This is a genomic window from Armatimonadota bacterium, from assembly GCA_031081675.1.
Lineage (GTDB): Bacteria > Sysuimicrobiota > Sysuimicrobiia > Sysuimicrobiales > Kaftiobacteriaceae > Calidihabitans > Calidihabitans tengchongensis.
This window is the reverse complement of the sequence record JAVHLZ010000008.1, coordinates 5,001-28,084: the sequence shown is the minus strand read 5'-3', so window position 1 is coordinate 28,084 and position 23,084 is coordinate 5,001. Positions and strand designations below refer to the sequence as shown.

Here is a 23,084-nt window from a genome sequence, read left to right as displayed (position 1 = left end):
GAGCGGGAAGACGGCTCATCGGCAGGTGCGGCGAGTGCGTCGGCGACGGGTGCGACTGGCGTCAGGATGTCAGGTCAGCTGATCCGGATCGAACTCCCCCACAAGCTTGATTTCCGGCTCCAACCTTACCCCGAATTTCTCCATAACCAGCCCAGATACCTGTCGCATCAGGGCCAGGACGTCCGCCGCGGTGGCCGCCCCGGTGTTGAGGATGTAGTTGGCGTGGACCTCGGACACCCGGGCGCCCCCCACCTGCAGCCCCTTCCCCCCCGCGAGGTCGATCAGGCGGCCAGCGTGGTCCCCGGGGGGGTTGCGGAAGACGCAGCCCGAGCTGGGCGGACCCAGGGGCTGGGTGGCCGCCCGCTGGGCCAGCCAGCGGTCGGTGAGCTCGCGGACGGCGGCGGGATCGCCCTGGCGGAGCTGCAGCGTGGCCTCCACCACCACCCCCACCTGGCGCTGCAGGGCGCTGGTGCGGTAGCCGTACGCCAGCTCAGCCGCCGCCAGCACCCGCTCGCCGTCGGGCTGCAGGACCCGCACCGAGCGCACCACCTCGGCCATGGCGTGGCCGTGGGCTCCGGCGTTCATCACCACCGCCCCGCCGACCGAGGCCGGAATGCCCGCGGCGAACTCCAGGCCCGCCAGTCCCCGGGCCGCGGCGGCGCGGGCGAGAAACGGCAGGCCGGCGCCCGCCTGGGCCGTCACCCGACCGCCGTCGAAGGCGACGCCGTCCAGTCCCTTCCCGATCTTGAGGACCACCGCGCGGATGCCGGCGTCGGCGATCAGCACGTTGGAGCCCTGGCCCAGCACGACAAACGGCAGCCCCGCGTCGAACAGCCAGCGGACCACCGCCCGCAGCTCCCGCACCGACCGCGGTACCGCCAGGACGTCCGCCGGCCCGCCGATCCGGAAGGAGACGTGGCGGGCCAGGGGCTCGTTCTCCCGCACGTCCCGGCACAGCGCCCGCAGGCGGCGGGCCACCTCGACCCGCGACGGCAGGGCGCTCACCGCTCTCCCTCCCGGCCGCCGGGGCCCCCGCGCCCGGAGGAGGCGCCGCCGGCGGAGGCCCGGCCGGCGCGCAGGGCGGCCACCAGGGCGTCGGCGACCCGTCCGATGTCGCCCGCCCCCAGGGTGAGGACCAGGTCGCCCGGCCGCACCACCTCCAGCAGGTGCTCCACCACACCCGCGGGATCGGGCAGGAAGGTCACCGGCCGGTGCGGGCGGATGGCGTTGACGATCAGGGAGGCGCTCACGCCGGGAATGGGAGGCTCGTCGGCGGGATACAGTTCGGTGATGATCAGCTCATCGGCGTCCGCGAAGGCGGTGGCGAACCGGCGGTATGTGGTGCGGGTGCGGGTGTAGCGGTGGGGCTGGAAGACGGCGATCACCCGCCGATCCGGCCAGGACTCCCGGGCAGCCCGCAGGACCGCCGCCACCTTCACGGGATTGTGGGCATAGTCATCCACCACCATCACCCCGCCCACGTCGCCGCGTACCGCAAACCTCCGGCTCACCCCCCCGAACGCCTGCAGGGCCTGGGCGATGCGGTCAAACTCCACCCCCGCGGCCAGGCCCACGGCGGCGGCGGCCAGGGCGTTGCGGACGTTGTACCGGCCGGGCACCGCCAGCGTCACCGGCCCCAGGCGGCGCCCCTCCCGGATGAACACGCACCGGGTGCGCCCCCCCGCCAGCGCCTGGATCTCGGCCCGCAGGTCCGGGCGTCCGGACAGGCCGCAGGTCAGGACGCGAGCCCGCACCCGCGGGCGCAGGTCGCGGACGTAGGGGAAGTCGGTGCACAGGACCGCGAAGCCGTCGTCCGGCAGCTGGGCGACGAACCGCGCGAAGGTCTCCACCAGGCGCTCCGCCGTGCGGTAGTAGTCGCGGTGGTCGGTGGTGTCCAGGCTGGTGACGACGGCGGCGTGGGGGCGGACGTACAGCAGCGAGCCGTCGGACTCGTCCACCTCGGCCACCACCCACGGGCCGCGGCCCAGGCGCACGTTGCCGTCCAGGCCGTCCACGTCGGCCCCGATCAGGGCCGTGGGGTCCCGCCCGCCGGCAGCGAGGACGTGGGTGATCATGGCCGCGGTGGTGGTCTTGCCGTGGGTCCCCACCACCGCGATCCCGCATCCCTCGGCCAGGACCTGGGCCAGCAGCTGCGCCCGGTGGTAGACGGGCATTCCGCGGGACCGGGCCGCCACGATCTCCGGCGACTGCTCGGGCACCGCCCGCGAGGCCACCACCGTGTCCGCCGCGTCCAGGTGGGACGGGTCGTGGCCGAGGCTCACCGCGATCCCGGCCGCGGCCAGGCGCCGGGTGGTCTCCGACGCGCGCAGGTCGCATCCGCTGACCCGGTAGCCGCGCTCCAGCAGGACGCGGGCGAGGGCGCTCATGCCCGCCCCCCCGATGCCCACGAAGTGCACGCGGGAGGCCGGCGGGATCATGGCCGTCCTCCGGCGGCCTGCAGGACCAGGCCTGCCACCTCCCGGGCGGCATCCGGTCGGCCCAGCGACCGGCTGGCGCGCGCCATCGCCTGGAGGACCTGGGGACGGGCGCACAGATCCGCCACGGTGTCGGCCAGGCGCCGGGGCGACAGGTCCCGGTCGGCGATCACCACGGCCGCCCCGGCCTCCTCCAGAACGCGGGCGTTGGCCTCCTGGTGGGCGGAGGCAGCGTGCGGATACGGCACCGCCACCACCGGCAGCCCGTGGGCGGTCGCCTCGGCCAGGGTTCCCGCCCCGGCGCGGCAGACCACCAGGTCGGCGCAGGCGTAGCTGTCCGCGACGTGCTCGATGTAGGGGACGCACGTGTACGGCGGCGAGGCCTCCAGCCCATCCCGCTCGCGCTGCACCCAGGCGTAGTGGGCTTCGCCCGTCTGGTGGAGGATCTGCACGGGGCTGCCGGCAAGCGCGGGGGCCATCCGGACGGCCGCGGCGTTCAGGCTGCGGGCTCCCTGGCTGCCTCCCAGAATCAGCACCGTGGTGCGCCCCTCCTCCAGGCGAAAGCGCCGGCGGCCGCGATCCCGGTCTCCGTCCAGGGCCGCCGAGCGCACCGGCACGCCGGTGACCACCGTGCGGGGACCCAGGCCGGCCGCCCCGTGCGGCACGCTCACCGCCCGCGCCCAGCGGGCGAGCAGGCGGTTGGCGGCGCCGGGGACGACGTTCTGCTCCTGCACCACCAGGGGAATGCCCAGCAGCACGGCTGCCAGACCGACGGGGAGCGCCGCGTAGCCGCCCGTCGCCAGGACCACCCGGGGCCGCCAGCGGCTCAGCCACACCACCGACTGCGCCAGGCCGGCGGCGGTGAGGGCCGCTCCGGGGATCCTCCTCAGGCCCGAGCGGGTCCACGGGCGGGAGAGGATGCGGCGGAACGGCCAGCCGGCCCGAGGAACCACCCGGCGCTCCAGGCCGTCCCCGCCGGCAAAGACGATCTCCGCCTCCGGAGCCAGGGACGCCAGCGCTTCGGCCACGGCCAGGCCGGGATAGACGTGCCCCCCGGTGCCGCCGCCCGCGATGACCACCCTCATGTCGGCCACCGCCCCACCCGGGCGCCGGGACTGGACCGGACGGAGGGGTCGCTCCCGGCGTGCTGGGAGATGTTCAGCAGGATGCCGGCGGCGATCATGGTGAACAGCAGGGAGGATCCCCCGAAGCTGACCAGCGGCAGCGGCACCCCGGTGATGGGCAGCACGCCGGTGGTGACCCCGATGTTGATGACAGCCTGCGCCACGATGGTCACCGTGAGACCGGCCGCCAGGAGGCTGCCGAACCGGTCGGGCGCCGTCCGGGCGATGCGCATTCCCCGCACCGCCAGGACGCCGTACAGGGCCAGGATGCTGAGCCCGCCCACCAGCCCCAGCTCCTCGCCCAGGATGCTGAAGATGAAGTCGGTGTGCCGCTCGGGCAGGTAATAGAACTTCTGGCGGCTCTGCCCCAACCCGACGCCCCGCAGGCCCCCCGAGCCCAGGGCCAGCAGCGACTGGATGATGTGAAAGCCGGCTCCCTGGGGATCGGCCCACGGGTTCACGAACGCCAGCAGCCTCTGGCGGCGGTACTCTTCCCCCAGGGCGGCGACAGCCACCACGGGAAGCCCCGCCAGACCCATCCCCACCAGGTGCCGCAGTCGCGCCCCCGCCGCGAACAGCATCCCTCCGGCCACAAGCGCGGTCAGCAGCGCCGTGCCCATGTCGGGCTGGGCGAGGATGAGGCCGAACACGGCGGCGGTGACGGCCACGGGCCCCGCGATCGCCCGCAGCTCGCCGATCCGGGAACCCCGGCGGTCCAGCGCATCGGCCAGGAACAGGACCAGCGCCAGCTTCATCCCCTCCGAGGGCTGCACCGACACGGGCCCGCCCACCGGCAGCCACCGCCGCGCCCCGCCGGCCGTCCGGCCGATTCCCGGCACGAGGACCAGGACCAGGGCGACCGCGCCGATCGCCAGCAGCGCCGGGGCCAGGGGGCGCAGGCGGAGGTAGTGCACGCGCTGGGCCAGAGCCAGGGCCACCAGCCCCAGGACCGCCCAGGTGGCCTGTCGCTTGAGGAAGAATGCGCTGTCCCCGTACCACTCGTGGGCCACGATGGCGCTGGCGCTGTACACCATGACCACCCCCACCCCGGTCAGGATCACCACCGGAACCAGCACCCACGGGTCCGGAGCCCGCCGCGGAGGACCCGTCACGGTCGTCCCCCGGATGGGCCGCCGCCGGCCCGCCGGCGGACCAGGGCCAGGAAGCGGTCGCCGCGCTCGCGGTAGTCGGTGAACTGGTCAAAGCTCTCGCACCCCGGGGACAGCACCACCGCCTCCCCGGGCCCCACCGCCGCGGCGGCGGCCTCCACGGCCTCCTCCAGGGTGGCGGCCAGGCGGACCGGCAGCCCCCGCAGGGCCTGGGCCAGGACCGGGGCGGCGGCGCCCAGCAGGACGACGACCTTCACCGGCGAGTCCCGGAGCGCCTGCGCCATGGGCGCGAACTGATCGGGGGTGGCCCCGGGACGGATCCCGCCGGCAATGAGCGCGAACGGCCGGTCCATGCTGCGGATGGCGGCCGCGGCGGCGGCCGGGTTGGTGGCCAGGGAGTCCTCGTAGTACCGCACGCCGTCCACGTCCCCGGCCAGGCGGAAGCGGTAGGGCAGGCCCGTGAACTCCTCCAGGACCCGGGCCATCGCCTCCGCCGTCGCGCCGGCCAGGGAGGCCGCCAGGCAGGCCGCCAGCGCGTTCTCCACCTGGTGGGTGCCCGGCAGGCGCAGGGCGCGGCGGGGGACCCTCTGCTCGGCGCGATCGTGGCGGATGACGAAGTCGGCACCGTCCACCCACGCCCCGGCGCCGAGCCGCCGGATGCGGCTGAACAGGTAGGGCTGGGGGCAGGCCGCCGCGGTGGCCGCGGTATACGGGTTGTCGGCGTTCAGCACCGCCAGGTCGCCGGGACCCTGGTGGCGGACGATGGTGCGCTTGACTTCCAGGTAGGCCTCCAGCGACCCGTGGTCGTCCAGGTGGTGGGGCGCCAGGTTGGTCAGGACGGCGATGTGGGGACTGTAGGGCAGGTCCACCAGCTGCCGGTTGGACAGTTCCAGCACCAGCCAGTCTTCGGGACGGATCGCATCCAGGAAGTACACCGCCGGCACGTGGGTGCGGTCGTTGCCGGAGACGTGGGCCCGCAGGCCGCTGGCCAGGAGCATCTGGTGGACGAGGTGGGCCACGGTGTACTTGCCGTTGGTTCCGGTGACGCCGATGACGGGGCAGGGGCAGATCTCGAAGACCAGGCGCGTCAGGGAGTGCAGGGCGCCCCGATCCCGCAGGCGGTGCAGCGGGGCGTTGGCCGGGTGGCGGAACCAGGACTGGGGGACGAAGACCACGTCGGCGTCCTCGACCCCCTCCAAGTACCGGTCCGCCCATCGCCACTGGATGGGGTATGCCTGCAGACGCCGCGCGGCGCGCGCCCGCTGCTCCGGCTCCATCCAGGCGTGGGTGCGGGCGAACTCCGCCTCAAACTCCTCCGGACGGCGGAGTTCGTGAACGGTCAGGGTGGTGATGCCCCGACCGACCAGGAAGTCCACCACGGCGGCGCCCTCGGTTCCGGCCGGCCCCACCACGTGAATGGCCTGTCCCCGCAGCCGGCGGATCACCGCGTCCACCCTCGCGTGCTCCATGGTTCTGCCGTCCCTGCCCGATCCCTACGCGCCCAGCGCCAGCCCGGCCAGGGCGGCGGCCAGCCCCACCAGCCACAGGCGGGTGACGATCTGGGTCTCGCTCCACCCCACCAGCTCGAAGTGATGGTGCAGGGGGCTCATGCGCAGGATCCGGCGGCCTCCGGTGGCCTTGAAGTAGAGCACCTGGGCCAGGACGGAGGCGGCCTCCAGGACGAACACCAGTCCCACCACCAGCAACAGGATCTCCTCGCGGGCGGCGATGGCGATCCCGCCGAGGGCCCCTCCCAGCCCGTTGGATCCGACGTCCCCCATGAAGACTGTCGCCGGGTGGGCGTTGAACCACACGAAGGCAGCAGATGCGCCCGCCACCGCCGCCGCCACGACCGCCACGTCGGTCCGGCCGGCGCGCGCGGCCAGGACAGCGTATACCCCCGCGGCCATCGCGACCAGCCCTGCGGCCAGCCCGTCCAGCCCGTCGGAGAGGTTGACCGCGTTGGTCACGCCCATCAGGTACACCACCACGAAGGCTGCATACAGCGGTCCCAGGGCCACGGCGCCCACCCGGGGGATCTGCACCGCGGCGCCCGCGAGCGCCCACCGGCTCAGGGCCACTGCCGCCGCGACGGCCACCAGCCCCTGCAGGGCCAGCCGCTCCCGCGCGCGCAGGCCCAGGTTGCGCCCGCGGCGCAGGGCCAGCACGTCGTCTGCGGCCCCCACGGCTCCGAACGCCGCCATCAGGCCCAGGATCCAGACCACCTGGGGGGTGCGGGGCGCGAGCGCCAGGGCCACCGCTCCGGCAGCGGCGAGCACGAACAGCCCTCCCATGGTCGGGGTGCCAGCCTTCTGCCGGTGGCGGGCCGGCGCGTCCTCCCGGATGCGCTGGCGCACCTGGAGCGCGCCCAGGCGGGGGATCGCCCACCGCCCCAGGATCAGGGTCAGGGCGGCGGCAGCGGCGGCGGCGAGCAGCGGCCGGTCCACGGCTCAGCCTCCCGCGCCCGTTCCGGGGCTGAGACCGCAGTCCCCCGACCCCGGGTGTTCTCCCCGCGCGGCCAGCGCGTCCACTACCCGCTCCATGCGCAGCGCGCGGGATCCTTTGACCAGGATCACATCGCCCGGCCGCACGAGCGCCTGCGCCAGGCGCGCTGCCTCCTCCACCGTCGGGGCGTACTCGACGGCCCGCCCGCCCGCCTGCACCGCTCCCTCGGCCAGGGCGCCGGCGCCGCCGCCCACCGCCACCACCACGTCCGCGTGGCGGGCGGCCAGCGCGCCCACCTCCCGGTGCAGGTCCGCCGAGCGCGGGCCCAGTTCGCGCATCTCGCCCAGAACCGCCACCCGCCGCCTCCCGCGGCCCACCTCCGCCAGCACCTCCAGCGCTGCCCGCGCCGACCGGGGACTGCTGTTGTACGCGTCGTTGATCACCAGGACATCGCCCGCCCGCACCGGCTGCAGGCGCATGGGCGGTGGCCGCCAGGCGTCCAGGCCCGCGACGATGTCGTCCGGACTCACCCCCCACACCAGGCCCACGGCCGCGGCGGCCAGGGCGTTGCTGACGGTGTGGCGGCCCCAGGCTGACAGACGCACCTGTCGGGTCCACCCGGCGGCATGCAGGCGGAAGGTGGTGCCCCCGTCATCCAGGCGGATGTCGGAGGCGGTGACCTCCGCTCCGGCCGACAGGCCGTACCCCACCACCCGCCCGCGGCACAGAGTGCGCAGTCCCCAGGCCAGGGGGTCGTCGCGGTTGAGCACCGCCACGCCCTCGGGCGGCAGGCCCGCAACGAGTTCACCCTTGGCCCGGGCGATGGCCTCCACGCTGCCCAGAAACTCCAGGTGCGCTTCCCCGACGGCGGTCACCACGCCCACCGAGGGAGCGGCCATCTCCACCAGGGCGGAAATCTGGCCCGGTCCGCGCATCGCCATCTCCACCACGGCGACCTGGTGGTGCGCCCGCAGGCCCAGGAGCAGGAGGGGCACGCCGATCTCGGCGTTCCACTCCTCCCGCGTGGCCGCCACCCGGTAGCGGCGCGCCAGCACCGCCGCGCACATCTGGGTGGTGGAGGTCTTGCCCACGCTGCCGGTCACGCCCACCACCTGCACGGACAGGCGCCGCCGCCAGGCGCGGGCCAGGTGTCCCAGCGCCTGCAGCGGGTCGTCCACCCGCACCAGCAGGACTCCCGGAGGGATGTCGGGCACCGGGCGCGCGCACAGCGCCGCGGCCGCACCCCGCCGGACGGCGTCGGCGATGAAGTCGTGGCCGTCGGCCCGCGGGCCCCGCAACGGGACAAAGAGCTCTCCCGGACGCAGGGTGCGGCTGTCGGTGCTCACCCCGGTGACCACGCATCCCGCCGGCGTCCCCGAGAGGACCACGCCCCCGGTGGCCCGCAGGATCTCCTCACCGGTCATCGTCATGGACAGCAGCGCCGGCGGCGCGCAGGGCCTCGGCGGCCACCCGGCGGTCGTCGAAGGGATGCCGGACGCCGGCGATCTCCTGATAGGGCTCATGCCCCTTGCCGGCGATCAGGACCACGTCTCCCGGCCGGGCCAGGGCCACCGCGCGGTAGATGGCCGCCCGCCGGTCGGGCTCCACGTCCACCCGATCCGCCGCGCCCCGGGTGCCGGCGAGAATCTCCTCGATGATGGCCATCGGGTCCTCGCTGCGGGGATTGTCGGACGTGACGATCACGCGGTCGGCCAGCTCGCACGCGATGCGGCCCATCACCGGCCGCTTGGTGCGATCCCGGTCGCCCCCGCACCCGAAGACGACCACCACCCGCCCGGAGGCCAGGTCCCGCGCCGCCTCCAGCGCCCGCCGCAGCCCGTCGGGGGTGTGGGCGTAGTCCACGATCACCGCAAAGGGCTGGCCGGCGTCCACCGCCTCAAACCGCCCCGGCACGCCCGCCACGTCTTCCAGGCCGGCGGCCGCCGCCTCCAGGGCCACGCCCAGGGCCCGCGCCGCCGCCAGGGCGGCCAGGGCGTTGCTGACGTTGAACCGGCCCCGCAACCGCAGCCGCACCGGGCAGCGCCCGTCGCCGGTCACGGCGACAAAGCGCACGCCGTCCAGCCCCACCTGCACGTCGGTGGCCCGGACATCAGCCGGCGCCCGCACCCCGTAGGTGGTCACGGGCGCGCGGCTGGCGCGGGCCATCGCCTCGGCCGAGGGGTCGTCGGCGTTGACCACGGCGAACCCGGAGGGCTCGACCATCCGGAACAGGCGCGCCTTCGCCTCCCGGTAGGCGTCCAGGGTGCCGTGAAAGTCCAGGTGGTCCTGAGTGAGGTTGGTGAACACCGCTCCCCGAAAGCGCGTGGCCGTCACCCGGTGCAGGACCAGACCATGGGAGGCCACCTCCATGGCGACCACCTGCACGCCCCCGTCGGCCAGCCGGCGCAGCAGGCCCTGCAGCTCCGGGGCCTCAGGGGTGGTGCGCTGCAGCGGCGTGGTCACCGCCCCGACCGTGACTCCCAGCGTGCCGATGACGGCTGTCCGGTAGCCGGCGCGGGTCAGGGCGGCCTCCAGCAGGTGGGCGGTGGTCCCTTTGCCGTTGGTCCCGGTGATGCCCACCACGGTCAGGTCCCGCGAGGGGTGGCCGTACCAGGCCGCGCTCAGCTCGGCCAGGGCCCGGCGGCTGTCCTCGACCACCACCTGGGTGACATGGTCGGGAACCGGCACGGGGCGCTCCACCACCACCACCGTCGCGCCGCGGGCCACCGCCTGACCGACAAACGTATGACCGTCGTGCATCCGGCCCCGCACGGCCACGAAGAGGGATCCGGGGACGGCGTCGTCGGAGTGGGACACCACCGCCTCCACCGGCCGGTCCACGGCGCCCCGGACGGTCACCGGCGAGATCTGCTGGAGCAGGAGGCGCAGCGCGGTGGTCACAGACGGCAGCCCCAGGCCATTATAGCGGTCCCCCCGCCCCGCCGCTCAGGGACCGTCAGGCGGCGGCTCGGTGGGGGGGATCCGCAGGTACCACAGCGCCTGGGAGGCGATCTCCCGGAACACCGGCGCCGCCGCCTCGCCCCCCGACGACGCCCGGCGCGGTTCGTCGAGGCCCACCAGGATCAGCAGGCGCGGCCGGGATGCCGGCACCAGGCCCAGGAAGGAGGCGACGACCCGCGCGGGATCGTACCCGCCCCCCGCGGCCGCCTTCTGGGCTGTCGCCGTCTTGCCGGCCACCTGGTAGCCGGGGATCCGGGCCTCGGTGCCGGTGCCGGACTCGGTGGTGCCCACCATCATCCGCAGCACCTGGGCGGCCACCTCCGGCCGGACGACGCGCCGCACGGGGTGCCGGCCGACCACCCGCACCAGCCGACCGTCCACCTCCCGGATGGCCCGCGCCACGAACGGCCTGAGCATGACCCCCTCGTTGGCCAGCGCCGTCGCGGCGGCGGCCAGCTGCATCGCGGTCACCGAGAGGCCCTGGCCGAAGGAGATGGTCTGCAGCCCCGGGCCCAGCCACCGCTCGGGTGGAGGGACGATGCCACCCGACTCGCCCGGCAGGTCGATGCCCACGGGTCGGCCGAACCCGAACGCGCGTATATAGTGGTACAGGCGCTCCCTGCCCAGGAGGGTGCCCACCTGGGCGGCGCCGATGTTGCACGAATACCGGATGATGTCGGCAGGGCTGACCCACCCGTGCCGCTGCCCGCCGGCGTCCCGCAGGATCACCCCTCCCGGGGCCGCCAGCTGGCCGGTGCACAGGAAGGACTGCCCGGGGGTCACCGCTCCGGCGTCCAGGGCGGCGGCGATGACGAAGATCTTGAAGGTGGACCCCGGCTCGTGGGCATCGGAGATCGCCCGGTTCCTCCACCGATCCGGGTCGGCGTCGGCGCCGGCGTTGGGGTCGAATCCGGGCGATGACGCGAGGGCCAGCACCTCGCCGGTGCGCGGGTCCAGGACCACCACCCACCCGCCGTGGGACTCGTACCGCCGGACGGCGGCGGCCAGCTCGCGCTCGGCGATGTGCTGGAGGACCTGATCGATGGTGAGCAGCACCTCCTGCCCCTCCCGGGGCGCGACCTGAACCCTCTGGGTTTCCACCAGGATGCGCCCCAGCCCGTCCCGGGCCGCCACCGCGCGGCCGGCCGTCCCGCGCAGGATCGCGTCGTACGACAGTTCCACCCCGGCCAGTCCCTGGTTGTCGATCCCCGCAAACCCCAGCACGTGCGCCCCCAGCCGCCCGTTGGGGTAAGACCGGCGCTGCTCGGTGAGGATTCCGACCTGCTCCGCGCCCACGGCCGACCGCACCCGGCTCACCACCTCGGGATCCACCTTGCGGGCCAGCCAGGCGAAATGCCGGCCGGCCCGCAGCCGTCGCTCGATCTCCGCCGGCGGCTGGCCCACCAGGGGCGCGACGCGGCGGGCAAAGGCGGCCCGGTCGGGGATGGCGCTGGGCACGGCGTACAGGGAGGGCGCGTCCACGGTCACGGCGAGCGGACGACCGCGGCGGTCCAGAATGCGGCCCCGGCGGGGTCCGAGGACGATCGTCTCCAGTTGCTGCCGGGCCGCCAGGTCCTGCAGGCGGCTCCCCTGGACGACCTGCAACTGAACCAGCCGCCCCGCCAGCACGGCCAGGAACAGGAGCAGGCCGGACAGCGTGGCCGCCAGCCGCCGCCGGACCAGGCGGCGGTGGTCGGCCACCAGCTGGGGCATCGCCGACGCCGCCGAAGGCCGCCCCGGGGGCCGGCGCCGGCGGGCGGATCGGACCCGACGGGATCGCACCGCCGGTCAGCGCGCCGGTTCGGCGGCCGCCGCTTCGGGGCGGATCAGCCACGCGGCGATCCGCTGCAGGGGGGACGGCGCGGGGGACCGGGCCACCGACCGGGCGGGCGGGACCACGGGCAGGGACGCCACCTGGTGGGGGCGCGGGGGGACCATGCCCAGCTGCACGATGGCGATGCGCTCGATGCGGTCCGGCGCGCGCAGCGCGGCCACATCCGCGAGCAGGCGGGCGTGCTCCGCCTGCAACGCCTCGACCTCGCCCCGCAGGGCGAGGATGGCGTATCCGGTGCGGGCCGCGTGGGTGCGCTGAGCGACCAGGGCGACCGCCGGCACGATGACCAGCGCCACGGCGGCGACCACAGCCCCCAGGGAGCGCCGCCGCCGGCGGGCCGGCCCGACGGCCTCGCCCGCCGGCCGCGGGGGCAGCAGCACCGGGTACAGGCGGGAGTGCGGGATCAACGCCAGCATGTGTCCTCGACAGGCCACCCGTGACTGCGTTGAGCCGTTGAACACCGTTAACACGTCGGACCGGTGAAACGTCAACACAGTGAAACGGTGACGGGTGAAGGTCGAAGGGGCACCCCCCCCTTCAACCTTCACCGTCATCAGCGGGGCCGGGCGCCGGGCATCGGTTGCCGGAGGTGCTCTCGATGCTGCGGAGGGGATCTTCGGGGTGTGTGTGGAGGTGCGAAGACCGACCCCGACGTCCCGGCCCCACGTCTGTCGTCAGTTCCCGATCGGCATGCGCGTCCTGTTCTCAGCCCTCCCGCTCGCGTCCAGCGGTCATCGCGTTTGCATCGGCGATCCTCTCCGCCACCCGCAGCTTGGCGCTCCGGGCGCGGGGGTTGCGGGCGATCTCCTCGGCGGTGGGGGTGACCGGCCGGCGCGTGAGAATGCGCAGCCACCGCTTTCCCCCACAGGTGCAGGCGGAGGCCCCGGGAGGACAGGTGCACCCACGGGAGAGGCGCAGGAAGGTGTGTTTGATGGTTCGGTCCTCCAGGGAGTGGAAGGTAATGGCGCAGAGTCGCCCTGCCTCCCGGAGTACCTCCGCCGCATCGGGAATGGCTTTCTGCAGGTGCGTCAACTCGTCGTTCACCGCAATGCGCAGCGCCTGAAACGTCCGCGTCGCCGGGTCGATGGCCCGCGGCCACGCCTTCCGCGGGATGGCCTGCCGGACCACCCGGGCCAGCTCGTCGGTGGTCCGCAGGGGCCGCGCCCGCACAACGGCCCGGGCGATCCGCCGCGCCCACCGCTCCTCGCCGTAACGCCACAGCAGATCCGCCAGCGCCTGTTCGGGCAGGCTGTTGACCAGATCCGCCGCCGTAGTGCGCTGCCGCCGGTCCATGCGCATGTCCAGGGGGCCCGGCAGCGCGAACGAAAACCCGCGCTCGGCCCGGCTCAGCTGCAGCCAGGAAACGCCCAGGTCGAACACCACCCCATCCACCCGCTCCAGCCCCTGGGCGCGCAGAACCTCTTTGATGGCCGCATAGGTCTCTTGCACCAGCACCACCGCGCTCCCGAACCGGGCCAGCCGGCGGGCGGCCAGCTCCAGGGCGTCCCCGTCCCGGTCAATCCCCACCAGCAGCCCGCCGGGGCCGATGCGTTCCAGGATGGCCTCGGCGTGGCCGCCGGTGCCCACCGTGGCGTCCACGTAGACGCCCCCGGGGCGGGGCTGCAGCCACCGGATCGTCTCCTCCAGCAGGACCGGAACGTGCGCGGGCTCGTCCATGCCCTGCCCCGCGCGGGGCCGTTCTCCGATCCTACAGGCTCAGGTCCTTCAGTTCGGAGGCGATGGCCGTCGCCTCCGCCTGCACCCGGGCGATGTAGCGCTCCCAGTTCTGCAGGCTCCAGATCTCCAGCCGGCTGCCGACCCCGACCACCACCGCGTCCCGCTCGATCTTGGCGTACGCCCGCAGGTGCGGCGGGATCGTCATGCGGCCCTGGCGGTCGATCTCCACGTCCTCGGCGCTCGCCAGCAGGAACCGCACGAAGTCACGCCGGCTGACCGACAGGGCGCGCAGCTTTCGCTCGTTGCGCGCCCACTCCGGGGGGGAGTACACGGCCACGCATTCGTCCAGCCCGCGGGTCACCACCACCCGGTTGCCCAGGGCCGCACGGAACTTGGGGGGCAGGACGATCCGCCCCTTCTCGTCCAGCGAGTAGTGGTGCTCCCCCCTGAACAATGGTTCCCACCGTTCACCACTTTCTGACCCTCTATTCCACTAGTTCCCCCAATCTCCTTCTGTCAGACCTCCGGGGCGGGAAAATTTCCCCCGGGCGGGCGGACGACCCCAGATCCAGTGAGGCAGAGAGGCACAGACCCCCACGGGTAGGAGGGAAACCCGCCGGGGCGGAATCTCCAGACGGTGTGAGGATTTCCCGGATCGCGGGGCGCGGAGGTCAGGAGCCGAACCAGCGCGCCAGGCGCTCGCGTTCGAATTCCACCTTCTGCCGGTAGGCCTCCGCGGAAGGGGGGGCGACCTCGAGCCGGGGGGCGGGCGAGGCATAGAAGGTACCCCGCACCATCGCCGCCCGCTCTCCGCCCATCTCGATGAAACAGTAGCCATACCCGTCAAAGGGCGCCGGGGGCCGGGCGCCGGTGATCTCGGCGACGATCTGCCCGGCGACCACCCGGGCCTGCGCCTCGGCAAAGACTCCCGCCTTGGGCAGAGACAGACCGGTGGGCAGGGGAATGTCCACCACGTCCCCCACGGCGAAGACGCCGTCCGCGGATGTGCGCAGCGTCCCCGGGTCCACCTGAACCCACTCCCCCCGCAGGGCCAGCCCGCTGTCGGCGACGACCGCGGGAGGGCGGTGCGGTGGGACCGCCAGAAGCACATCCGCCTCCGCCCGCCCGGAGTCGTACACCACGGTCGTTCCCTCCAGCCGCACGGGGCGGCGGTTGGGCGCAAATCCGATTCCCTGCCGCGACAGCTGGCCCTCCACCTGGGCGCAGGCCGCCGGCCCGGCCGCGGGCAGCGACATGGGCTGCACGGTGGACGTCTGGATCTCCACGCCGTCCCGCAGCCCGCGCCGCCGGAAGAGGTCGTCCAGCAGCAGCGCGGCCTCGTAGGGCGCCGGCGGGCACTTGTAGGGCACGCCCAGCACGGCCACGTGGACGCGCCCCTCCCGCAGGCCCCGGATCCGCGGGACGATCCGCTCCACGTCTTCGGCGTCGTACAGGTTGCAGGCGGCCGGGCTCCAGCCGGCGATCAGGTCAGGCCGGGGGTCCGCCCCCAGAGCCACCACCAGGTAGTCGAAGGGCAGCGGGGCCTCGTCGGTCGCGACGGTGCGGGTGCGGAGGTCGATGCCCCGCACCGTGGTCCGGCGGACGTCCACGCCGCGGGCCGACAGGGCCGTCAGCGGTCGTGTCCCCTCCTGCCGGGTGGCCCGGCCCACCAGGACCCACAGCGTGCGCAGGCCCATCATGAACTCGCCACGGCGGTCCACCAGGGTGATGGTGTGCTCGGATCCCAGGGCCCCCCGGAGGCTGAGGGCGGCCGTGACGCCGCCAAATCCCCCGCCCAGAATCACGATGCGCCTGCCCATCGTCGCCCTCCCCTCGCCTTCTGGCGGTCCTCGCCAGCCTCCCACCTTTTGACCTTCAACCTGTCACCTTCAACCTTCAACGTTGCCCGCTCGCGGCGCCTACAGCGAGATCTCCTCTCCCACGCCCCGCTGGCGGGCGCGGGTGTACACCAGGTGCGCGGCGGCCACATCCTCCACCGCCATGCCCAGCGACTTGAACAGCGTGATCTCCTCATCGGCGGTCCGCCCGGGCACGCGGCCCGCCAGGACCTCCCCGACCTCGCCCGCGATGTGGTCGGCCGACAGCGCGCCTTCGCGCATCGGGATCAGCAGGTCCCCCGACTCCGCCAGGGCTCCTGCGCGCGAGTCCACGAACACCCGGGCCCGCCGGACGGCCTCGGTGTCCAGTTCCCGCCAGTCGGGACGCGCCGCGCCCACGGACGTGATGTGGGCCCCGGGAGCCACCCACGCGCCGGCCAGGACGGGCGTGGGCGAGGAGGTGGCGGTGACGATCAGATCGGCCCCGCGCACGGCCTCTTCGGCCGTGGCGCAGGCCCGCGCGGCCACGCCCAGCTTCTCCCGGGCCTCCTCCGCCAGGGCCGCCGCCCGCGCGGAGGTGCGCGACCACACCCGCACCTCCCGGATGGGACGGACCAGGCGCAGCGCCTCCAGATGGCTGCGGGCCTGCACCCCGGCCCCCAGGATCGCCAGGACCGCGGCCTGCGGCCGCGCCAGAACCCGGGCCGCCGCGGCGGAGGTGGCGGCCGTCCGCACCTCCGTGATCAGCCGGCCGTCCAGGAGGGCCAGCGGCTGGCCGGTGGCGCCCTCCCACAGCAGAATCACCGCCAGGTGGGTGGGCAGCCCCCGGGCCGCGTTGCCCGGATAGAAGGTGACCGCCTTGGCGCCCAGGGCCTCCTCGGGCGCGCGCAGGTGCGCCGGCATCAGCCCCAGGTAGCCCCCGTGGGGTCCGATCAGCATCGCCAGACGCACCGGCTGCACCACCTGCCCGGTGGAGAACGCCCGCAGGGCCCGGTCCATCAGGTCGATGGCGTCCGCCATGGGCAGCAGGGCGCGCACGTCGCTTTCCCGCAGCAATAGCATCGCCGCCATCCCCGGGAAGGTGTGTTCGCCATCCGCGCGCGGGAGCCTCCGTCACCGTCCGGCAGGAGACCGCCCCGCCGCCGGGGGATTCTCCGGACGATGCGGCGCCGGCTGAACCTGGTCATCCTGGCCCACATGTGGGCGCTGGCTCCCTTGGCGGTGGCCTGGTTCGCCGTGCCCGCCACGGCCGACCTCCTGGTCCGCACCGTCCTCTGGTCGCGTCGACCGTCCGGACGGTGGTCGCCGCTGAACGGGCCGCGGAGAGGGACCGTTTCCAGAGGGAGCTGGCGCGGGAGATCCACGACGAGGTCCAGCACCTGCTGGTCACCCTGGCCCAGCGCCTGGACCCGGCGTCCCGCCTGATCCGGGAGGCGCCCGAGCGGGCGGGGCGCATCGCCGCCGCCGAAACCGACACCGCCCGCCGGGCGGCCGACGAGATGCGCTACCTGGTCCGCCGGCTGCGGGCGGCGCCGGTGGATCTGGCCGCCGCCCTGCGCACCCTGGTGGCCGGCACCGCCGACCGGTGGCCGCTCGAGCTGGTGGTCCGCCCCCTCCGTCGCTGCCCCGCATCTCGCCGGCTGCCGATCACGCGCTGCTGCGGATGATCCAGGAGGGTCTGACCACCGCCGCGCGCCACGCCCGGGTCCGGCACGTGCAGGTCACCGTCGAGCCGGCGGACGGCCGTCTCCGCTGCATCATGGAAGACGACGGCGTGGGATTCGAGGTGGCCACCGAGGGTGCCGAGGGGCTGGCCGGCCTGCGGGAGCGCCTGCGGGCAGCCCCACCCGGGGACAGCAGGCCCGCAGGAGGCGGTAGCCGTGCCGGGCGGATGCGACCCAGTCCTCCCAGCTCACCCGCGCCAGGTCGTCGGGCGAGGTCCCATGGCCGGCCAGCCGGACGACCGACACCTCCCATCCGGCGCCGGCCAGCGCCTCGGCCAGCGGGGTCATCTCCAGGGGAGACCCCGAAAACCCGTGCAGGAGCAGACACCCGCCCGCCGGATCGCCCACCCGTGCGCCTCCCCGACGCCCCGGTGTGTTCGCCGCGCGCGCCCTCATCCCTGGCGGCCGGCCCGGGCCGGGGGTGGATGGCCCGCCCGGGGCATGGCCCCCCGCGCCGCCACCCGGTAGGGTGGAGCCGAGGGACAGAAAGGAGCGTAGCGATGGCAGACGGCGGCGCGCGCGAAGGCAGCCCCTCCGGCCCGGCCCGGAGAGCGGGCGGGCGGGGACTGAACGTGGTCTCTCTGGTGGGCCGGCTCGCCCGCGATCCCGATGTCCGGACGACGGAGACCGGGGTCCAGCGGGCGTGGTTCGTGCTGGCGGTTCCCCGGACGGCCGTGGGGCGCGACGGGCGCCGCGATGCCGACTTCATCCCGGTGATCGCCTGGCGGCGGCTGGCCTCGGTGGTGGCCGACCACCTGCGGGCGGGGCGCCTGGTGGGGGTCGCCGGACACCTGCGGGTCGAGCAGATGGACGCCGAGGGCGGCCGGCGCACCGCCGTGGAGGTGGTGGCCGAACAGGTGGTGTTCCTGGACGCCCCGCCGCGGCCCTCTCCGGCGGAGGAGTGAGGCCCGGCAGGAATCCGGCGGCGCCGGCCGAAGCCTCTGCTACACGCGATGGGGGGCAGCAGCGCCCGGGAGGGGGGACCTGTGGAGGAACCCGTGTCGGCCGCCGGGCCGGCGGCGGTGGACGACGAGCGTTTTTCGTTTGAGCGATTCGCCCGGCACCCCTTTTTCCGACAGGTCAACGCCTGGCTGGTCGCCCACAGCCGCATCCCCCGGGACGGCGCGGTGGTGGACCTGGCCTGCGGGCCGGGGGCGGTCACCGAACTGATCCTGCGCGAGATGGACGAGTCCGCGCCCGGCGCCTGCGTCTACGCCGTGGACCCGTCACCGTCTGCCCTGGCCCGGGCCCGTGAGCGCATTCGCTCCCGGATCGTCCGCTTCATCCAGGGCACCGCGGAGCGCCTGGCGGCCCTGGTGCCCCCGGTGGACCGGGTGGTGTTCGCCAACGCCATCCACCTGATCGGCGACAAGGCGGCGGTGCTCGACCAGATCTTCCGCTGCCTGCGATCGGGGGGTCTGCTCAGCTTCAACACGACCTTCTTCCACGGCGCCTATCCCGACGGCACCCAGCGCTTTTACCGCCTGTGGGTGCTGCGGGCGATGCGCTGGCTGGCCGAGCAGGGGTATTCCGTCACCCGCGGCGTCAAGGCCACCGCCATGCAGTGGCTTACCGTGGATCAGTACCGGGACCTGCTGCGGGCCGTGGGGTTCGGCGACCCGGTGGTCACCCTCCACCAGCAGCCCCTCAGCCGCCAGAGCCTGAAGGACATCGGATCGTTTTCCCTGTTCATCCAGGGCGCCCTCCCGGGCGTCCCCCTGGAAGCGGGCGCCGAAGCGCTGCGCCGGGGGGTGGACGAGGCGTTTGACGAGCTGGGCCTGTCGGCGGTCCCCCGCAACTGGCTGCAGGTGATCGCGCCGCGGCCCTGATCTCCCGCGCGCATAAAAACACGCGGGGACGCGGCATGACGCCGCGTCCCCGCGCGATGACTCCCGGCAGCGACCTACTCTCCCACACCGTTGCCAGTGCAGTACCATCGGCCCTGGAGGGCTTAACGACCGTGTTCGGAATGGGAACGGGTGTGGCCCCTCCGGCATGGCCACCGGGAAGACGTCTCGGTGTCGAAGGTCAGGGACGGCTCCGGCACGACCCCGACCGGGGTCTGGGCCATCGACCGTGACCGTGGTCCTTCGACATCGCCTCGTGCAGGCTCCACACAGCTACTCCTAAAGCGGTGATCAAGCCCTCGCCCGATTAGTACCGGTCAGCTCAACGCCTTGCGGCGCTTACACCTCCGGCCTATCAACCAGGTCGTCTTCCTGGGGGCTTACCCGGTTGACCCGGTGGGTGGCCTCATCTTGGGGTGGGCTTCGCGCTTAGATGCTTTCAGCGCTTATCCCGTCCGGACATAGGTACCCGGCGCGTGCCCTTGGCAGGACAACCGGTACGCCAGAGGTCCGTCCACTCCGGTCCTCTCGTACTAGGAGCAGCTCCCCTCAAGCCACCTGCGCCCGCAGTGGATAGGGACCGAACTGTCTCACGACGTTCTGAACCCAGCTCACGTACCGCTTTAATGGGCGAACAGCCCAACCCTTGGGACCTACTGCAGCCCCAGGATGCGATGAGCCGACATCGAGGTGCCAAACCTCCCCGTCTATGTGGACTATTGGGGGAGATCAGCCTGTTATCCCCGGAGTAGCTTTTATCCGTTAAGCCACGGCGCTTCCACTTGCCGCCGTAGGATCACTAGGCCCGACTTTCGTCCCTGCTCGGCTTGTCGGCCTCACAGTCAAGCCCCCTTATGCCCTTACACTCGCCGCACGGTTTCCAACCGTGCTGAGGGGACCTTTGGGCGCCTCCGTTACCGTTTAGGAGGCGACCGCCCCAGTCAAACTGCCCACCTGCCACTGTCCCGGAAACCGGTGAGGTCCCCGGTTAGGACTTAGCCTTGCCAAGGGTGGTATTCCAAGGGCGGCTCCACCGAGGCCGGAGCCCCGGCTTCTCAGCCTCCCACCTATCCTCTGCATGGTAAGACCAAATCCAATGACAAGCTGCAGTAAAGCTTCACGGGGTCTTTCCGTCCAGCTGCGGGTAGCCTGTGTCTTCACAGGCCGCACAACTTCGCCGAGTCTCTCGTCGAGACAGCGCTCAGCTCGTTACGCCATTCGTGCAGGTCGGAACTTACCCGACAAGGAATTTCGCTACCTTAGGCTCGGTGTTAATCTGCATGTCGCCATGCAGGACGGACTATCTCTTCCCGCCTGATCGCGGGTCCGGCGTATAGTCTCTGAGGATTCTGCCTACTACCGCCGACACGGCCCGCTTCCGGGCCGTGCCCTTGGCAGCGGGGTTCAACGCGTACGCCTGCTCGACGATACGCGCCAACCCGTCCGGCGTGCGGTGCTCCTTGCGTTCCATGGCCTCCACGATAGCGCAGAATCGCTCGTAGATCTCGCGCCGGGGAGAGTACACCATGTACTTGCGCAGGAAGGGCACCACCTTTTCCGCCAGGCTCCGCCGGCTCGTGATCGCAAACTCCCATACCCGCTCGTTGCCGGGCTTGGGACGGATGCGACCCGTGCCGAAGATCCGCCGCGCCAGCTCGAGCATCTGCGGGTACTCCCGATGCTGGTAGAGAAGGAACTCGGGATCCACGTAATACCCGAACTGCGCCGTCGGATCCTCCTTGATGGACACCGTGACGGAGCCCTCGCCTTCGATGAAACCGGCGAGGAACCATCGCTGCGCTTCGGTAGCAGACAGCCTTTCCTGCTGATAGGCTGCAGTCATGGGTTGTCACCTCCTCGGTACCATGACATCCACAGCCGTCCCAGCATATAGCCGGATTTTCCAACGGCCATCCCGGTAGCGTGGGATTACCGTTATAGTTACGGCCGCCGTTCACCGGGGCTTCAGTTTGGGGCGTCGCCCGGGGTCGCCCCCGGACTAACCCCTCCCTTTAACCTTCCGGCACTGGGCAGGCGTCAGCCCCTATACGTCGCCTTGCGGCTTAGCAGAGACCTGTGTTTTTGTTAAACAGTCGGCTGAGCCTATTCTCTGCGACCCCTTCGGGCTCCCGCTGCGCGCGGTCACCCTACCAGGGCACCCCTTCTCCCGAGGTTACGGGGTCATTTTGCCGAGTTCCTTGACGAGAGTTCTCTCGCGCGCCTTGGCACGTTGCGTGCCTGGCCACCTGTGTCGGTTTCCGGTACGGGCGCCCCGCACCCTCACCACGAGGCTTTTCTCGTCAGTGTGGGCTCAGCCACTTCGCCCTCGCATGCGCTCGGGCTCGTGTTCGCGTCTCGGCGTTAACGGGGATCCGGATTTGCCTAGATCCCCCGCCTACCCGCTTAACCCGGGACGACCAGCACCCGGTAGGCCTACCCTCCTGCGTCCCCCCGTGGCTCGATAACGGGTACGGAGCGGGGCCGGAATGTCGACCGGCTGTCCATCGGCTACGCCTGTCGGCCTCGCCTTAGGTCCCGCCTAACCTTACGCGGACGAACCTTCCGTAAGAATCCTTGGCCTTACGGCGGACAGGATTCTCACCTGTCTTTTCGCTACTCATGCCGGCAGTCGCACTTCCGCCTCGTCCAGCAGTCCTTCCGGTCTGCCTTCACCCTGGCGCGGAACGCTCCCCTACCACCCGGCGCGGGACGACACCCGCACCGGATCCGCAGCTTCGGTAGGCGGCTTGAGCCCCGTTGAATTTTCGGCGCAGCACCACTCGACCAGTGAGCTGTTACGCACTCTTTAAAGGATGGCTGCTTCTAAGCCAACCTCCTGGCTGTCTGGGCGGTGCCACTTCCTTTCCCACTTAGCCACCATTTGGGGACCTTAGCTGGCGGTCTGGGTTGTTCCCCTCTCGTCCATGAAGCTTATCCCTCACGGACTCACTCCCGGCGAGCACCGCGCGGCATTCGAAGTTTGGTTGGGTTCGGTACGGGTCCTCCCGCCCTAGCCCATCCAGAGCTCTACCACCGCGCGGCTCGGCGCCGAGGCGGCACCTCAATGCCTTTCGGGGAGAACCAGCTATCTCCGGGTTCGGTTGGCATATCACCCCTACCCCCAGCTCATCCCATGGTTTTTCAACACCAACGGGTGCGGGCCTCCGCGGAGGGTTAACTCCGCTTCACCCTGGCCAGGGGTAGCTCACCCGGTTTCGGGTCTGCCGCGTGCGACTCCACCCCGGCCCGCCTCGCGGCGGACCGGGGGCCCCAACAGGGGTGCGCCCTGTTCAGACTCGGTTTCCCTCCGCCTCCGGCCGTCGCCGGCCTTAGGCTCGCCACACGCGACAACTCACCGGCTCATTCTTCAATAGGCACGCCGTCAGGCATTCCGATCCCGAAGGATCGGCATAGCCCTCCGACTGATTGTGGGCACACGGTTTCAGGTTCTATTTCACTCCCCTCCCGGGGTTCTTTTCACCTTTCCCTCACGGTACTCGTGCACTATCGGTCGCCAAGGGTGTTTAGCCTTGGAAGGTGGTCCTCCCGGCTTCCCACGGGATTCCTCGTGTCCCGTGGTACTCAGGAACGCCACCCAGGAAGTCCTCGCCGTGTCGCCTACGGGGCTGTCACCCTGTATCGCCTGCCGTTCCAGGACAGTTCGGCTACGGCGAGGATTGCTCACTTCCCGGCCGGTCCGCAGCCCGGCCCGATGGCGCCCTGCAACCCCGCGCGGACAACGCCTGCGGGCTTCCGCGCCCGCGCGGTTTGGGCTGTTCCCCGTTCGCTCGCCACTACTAGGGGAATCTCGGTTGATTTCTCTTCCTCCCGGTACTAAGATGTTTCAGTTCCCGGGGTGCCCTCCACACCGCCTATGGATTCAGCGGTGGGTCCCGCGGTATGACCCGCGGGGGGTTTCCCCATTCGGAGACGGCCGGATCGACGGTTGCTCGGCACCTCCCCGGCCCTTTCGCCGCCGACAGCGTCCTTCATCGGCCCTTGGCGCCAAGGCATCCACCGTGCGCCCGTACTAGCTTGGAACCCGCTTTAGGAGTAGCTGTCTAGAGCCTGCACTGCCCCCTCGTGCCTG

17 protein-coding genes and 2 rRNA genes are annotated in these 23,084 nt (G+C 72.5%); 3 read left to right on the top strand and 16 right to left on the bottom strand.

Translation table 11 applies throughout. The features are described 5' to 3' along the window. Positions 1–69: 69 nt before the first annotated feature. The 14 genes from murB to RB150_04415 all read right to left on the bottom strand — a co-directional run bounded on the left by murB (position 70) and on the right by RB150_04415 (position 16,485). Positions 70–1,005 (bottom strand): UDP-N-acetylmuramate dehydrogenase, encoded by a 936-nt coding sequence (gene murB, locus RB150_04480; protein MDQ7819791.1) that lies wholly within the window; start codon positions 1,003–1,005, stop codon positions 70–72. Then, positions 1,002–2,438: a UDP-N-acetylmuramate--L-alanine ligase gene (gene murC / locus RB150_04475; protein MDQ7819790.1), complete on the bottom strand. Its 1,437-nt coding sequence runs from the start codon at positions 2,436–2,438 to the stop codon at positions 1,002–1,004. Before murC ends, murB begins: the two co-directional genes overlap by 4 nt. After that, positions 2,435–3,520 (bottom strand): undecaprenyldiphospho-muramoylpentapeptide beta-N-acetylglucosaminyltransferase, encoded by a 1,086-nt coding sequence (murG, locus tag RB150_04470; GenBank protein ID MDQ7819789.1) that lies wholly within the window; start codon positions 3,518–3,520, stop codon positions 2,435–2,437. The genes murC and murG overlap by 4 nt, the downstream gene beginning before the upstream one ends. Further along, a complete protein-coding gene (gene ftsW / locus RB150_04465) occupies positions 3,517–4,671 on the bottom strand; it encodes a putative lipid II flippase FtsW (protein MDQ7819788.1) in 1,155 nt (384 codons plus the stop codon). Before ftsW ends, murG begins: the two co-directional genes overlap by 4 nt. Further along, the gene (gene murD / locus RB150_04460; protein MDQ7819787.1) at positions 4,668–6,137 is read right to left on the bottom strand and encodes a UDP-N-acetylmuramoyl-L-alanine--D-glutamate ligase; all 1,470 of its coding nucleotides are present in this window, start codon (positions 6,135–6,137) and stop codon (positions 4,668–4,670) included. The genes ftsW and murD overlap by 4 nt, the downstream gene beginning before the upstream one ends. Positions 6,138–6,161: 24 nt before the next feature. Next, positions 6,162–7,115: a phospho-N-acetylmuramoyl-pentapeptide-transferase gene (mraY, locus tag RB150_04455; protein MDQ7819786.1), complete on the bottom strand. Its 954-nt coding sequence runs from the start codon at positions 7,113–7,115 to the stop codon at positions 6,162–6,164. A gap of 3 nt (positions 7,116–7,118) precedes the next feature. Next, positions 7,119–8,543 carry a UDP-N-acetylmuramoyl-tripeptide--D-alanyl-D-alanine ligase gene (murF, locus tag RB150_04450; GenBank protein MDQ7819785.1) on the bottom strand — a complete coding sequence of 475 codons (1,425 nt, stop codon included), beginning with the start codon at positions 8,541–8,543 and terminating at the stop codon, positions 7,119–7,121. Continuing rightward, on the bottom strand, positions 8,527–10,014 hold the full coding sequence (locus RB150_04445) for a UDP-N-acetylmuramoyl-L-alanyl-D-glutamate--2,6-diaminopimelate ligase (protein MDQ7819784.1): 1,488 nt from the start codon (positions 10,012–10,014) through the stop codon (positions 8,527–8,529). Before RB150_04445 ends, murF begins: the two co-directional genes overlap by 17 nt. A 45-nt stretch (positions 10,015–10,059) precedes the next feature. Further along, the gene (locus RB150_04440) at positions 10,060–11,787 is read right to left on the bottom strand and encodes a penicillin-binding protein 2 (protein MDQ7819783.1); all 1,728 of its coding nucleotides are present in this window, start codon (positions 11,785–11,787) and stop codon (positions 10,060–10,062) included. 75 nt (positions 11,788–11,862) lie between these two features. Further along, positions 11,863–12,324: a cell division protein FtsL gene (locus RB150_04435; GenBank protein ID MDQ7819782.1), complete on the bottom strand. Its 462-nt coding sequence runs from the start codon at positions 12,322–12,324 to the stop codon at positions 11,863–11,865. Positions 12,325–12,613: 289 nt separating this feature from the next. Continuing rightward, complete coding sequence (rsmH, locus tag RB150_04430; GenBank protein MDQ7819781.1) at positions 12,614–13,585, bottom strand: 16S rRNA (cytosine(1402)-N(4))-methyltransferase RsmH; 972 nt, start codon at positions 13,583–13,585, stop codon at positions 12,614–12,616. 31 nt (positions 13,586–13,616) lie between these two features. Then, positions 13,617–14,039, bottom strand: a complete 423-nt coding sequence (gene mraZ, locus RB150_04425; GenBank protein MDQ7819780.1) for a division/cell wall cluster transcriptional repressor MraZ — start codon at positions 14,037–14,039, stop codon at positions 13,617–13,619. A 217-nt stretch (positions 14,040–14,256) separates the two neighbouring features. Further along, a complete protein-coding gene (locus RB150_04420) occupies positions 14,257–15,405 on the bottom strand; it encodes an FAD/NAD(P)-binding oxidoreductase (GenBank protein MDQ7819779.1) in 1,149 nt (382 codons plus the stop codon). A 99-nt stretch (positions 15,406–15,504) separates the two neighbouring features. After that, on the bottom strand, positions 15,505–16,485 hold the full coding sequence (locus RB150_04415; GenBank protein ID MDQ7819778.1) for an ornithine cyclodeaminase family protein: 981 nt from the start codon (positions 16,483–16,485) through the stop codon (positions 15,505–15,507). Between the two features lie 236 nt (positions 16,486–16,721). Between RB150_04415 and RB150_04410 the strand changes: the two genes are divergently transcribed. The 3 genes from RB150_04410 to RB150_04400 all read left to right on the top strand — a co-directional run bounded on the left by RB150_04410 (position 16,722) and on the right by RB150_04400 (position 18,976). Then, complete coding sequence (locus RB150_04410; GenBank protein MDQ7819777.1) at positions 16,722–17,090, top strand: histidine kinase; 369 nt, start codon at positions 16,722–16,724, stop codon at positions 17,088–17,090. Positions 17,091–17,647: 557 nt separating this feature from the next. Further along, entirely contained in the window at positions 17,648–18,052 is a 405-nt protein-coding gene (gene ssb / locus RB150_04405) for a single-stranded DNA-binding protein (protein MDQ7819776.1), read from the top strand. Between the two features lie 81 nt (positions 18,053–18,133). After that, complete coding sequence (locus RB150_04400) at positions 18,134–18,976, top strand: methyltransferase domain-containing protein (GenBank protein MDQ7819775.1); 843 nt, start codon at positions 18,134–18,136, stop codon at positions 18,974–18,976. A gap of 61 nt (positions 18,977–19,037) precedes the next feature. On the opposite strand, the gene rrf is transcribed toward RB150_04400, so the two are convergent. Together rrf and RB150_04390 are read right to left on the bottom strand one after the other, a co-directional pair. Further along, positions 19,038–19,154, bottom strand: a 5S ribosomal RNA gene (rrf, locus tag RB150_04395). A gap of 127 nt (positions 19,155–19,281) precedes the next feature. Continuing rightward, positions 19,282–23,036 (bottom strand): 23S ribosomal RNA (locus RB150_04390). Positions 23,037–23,084 lie beyond the last annotated feature (48 nt).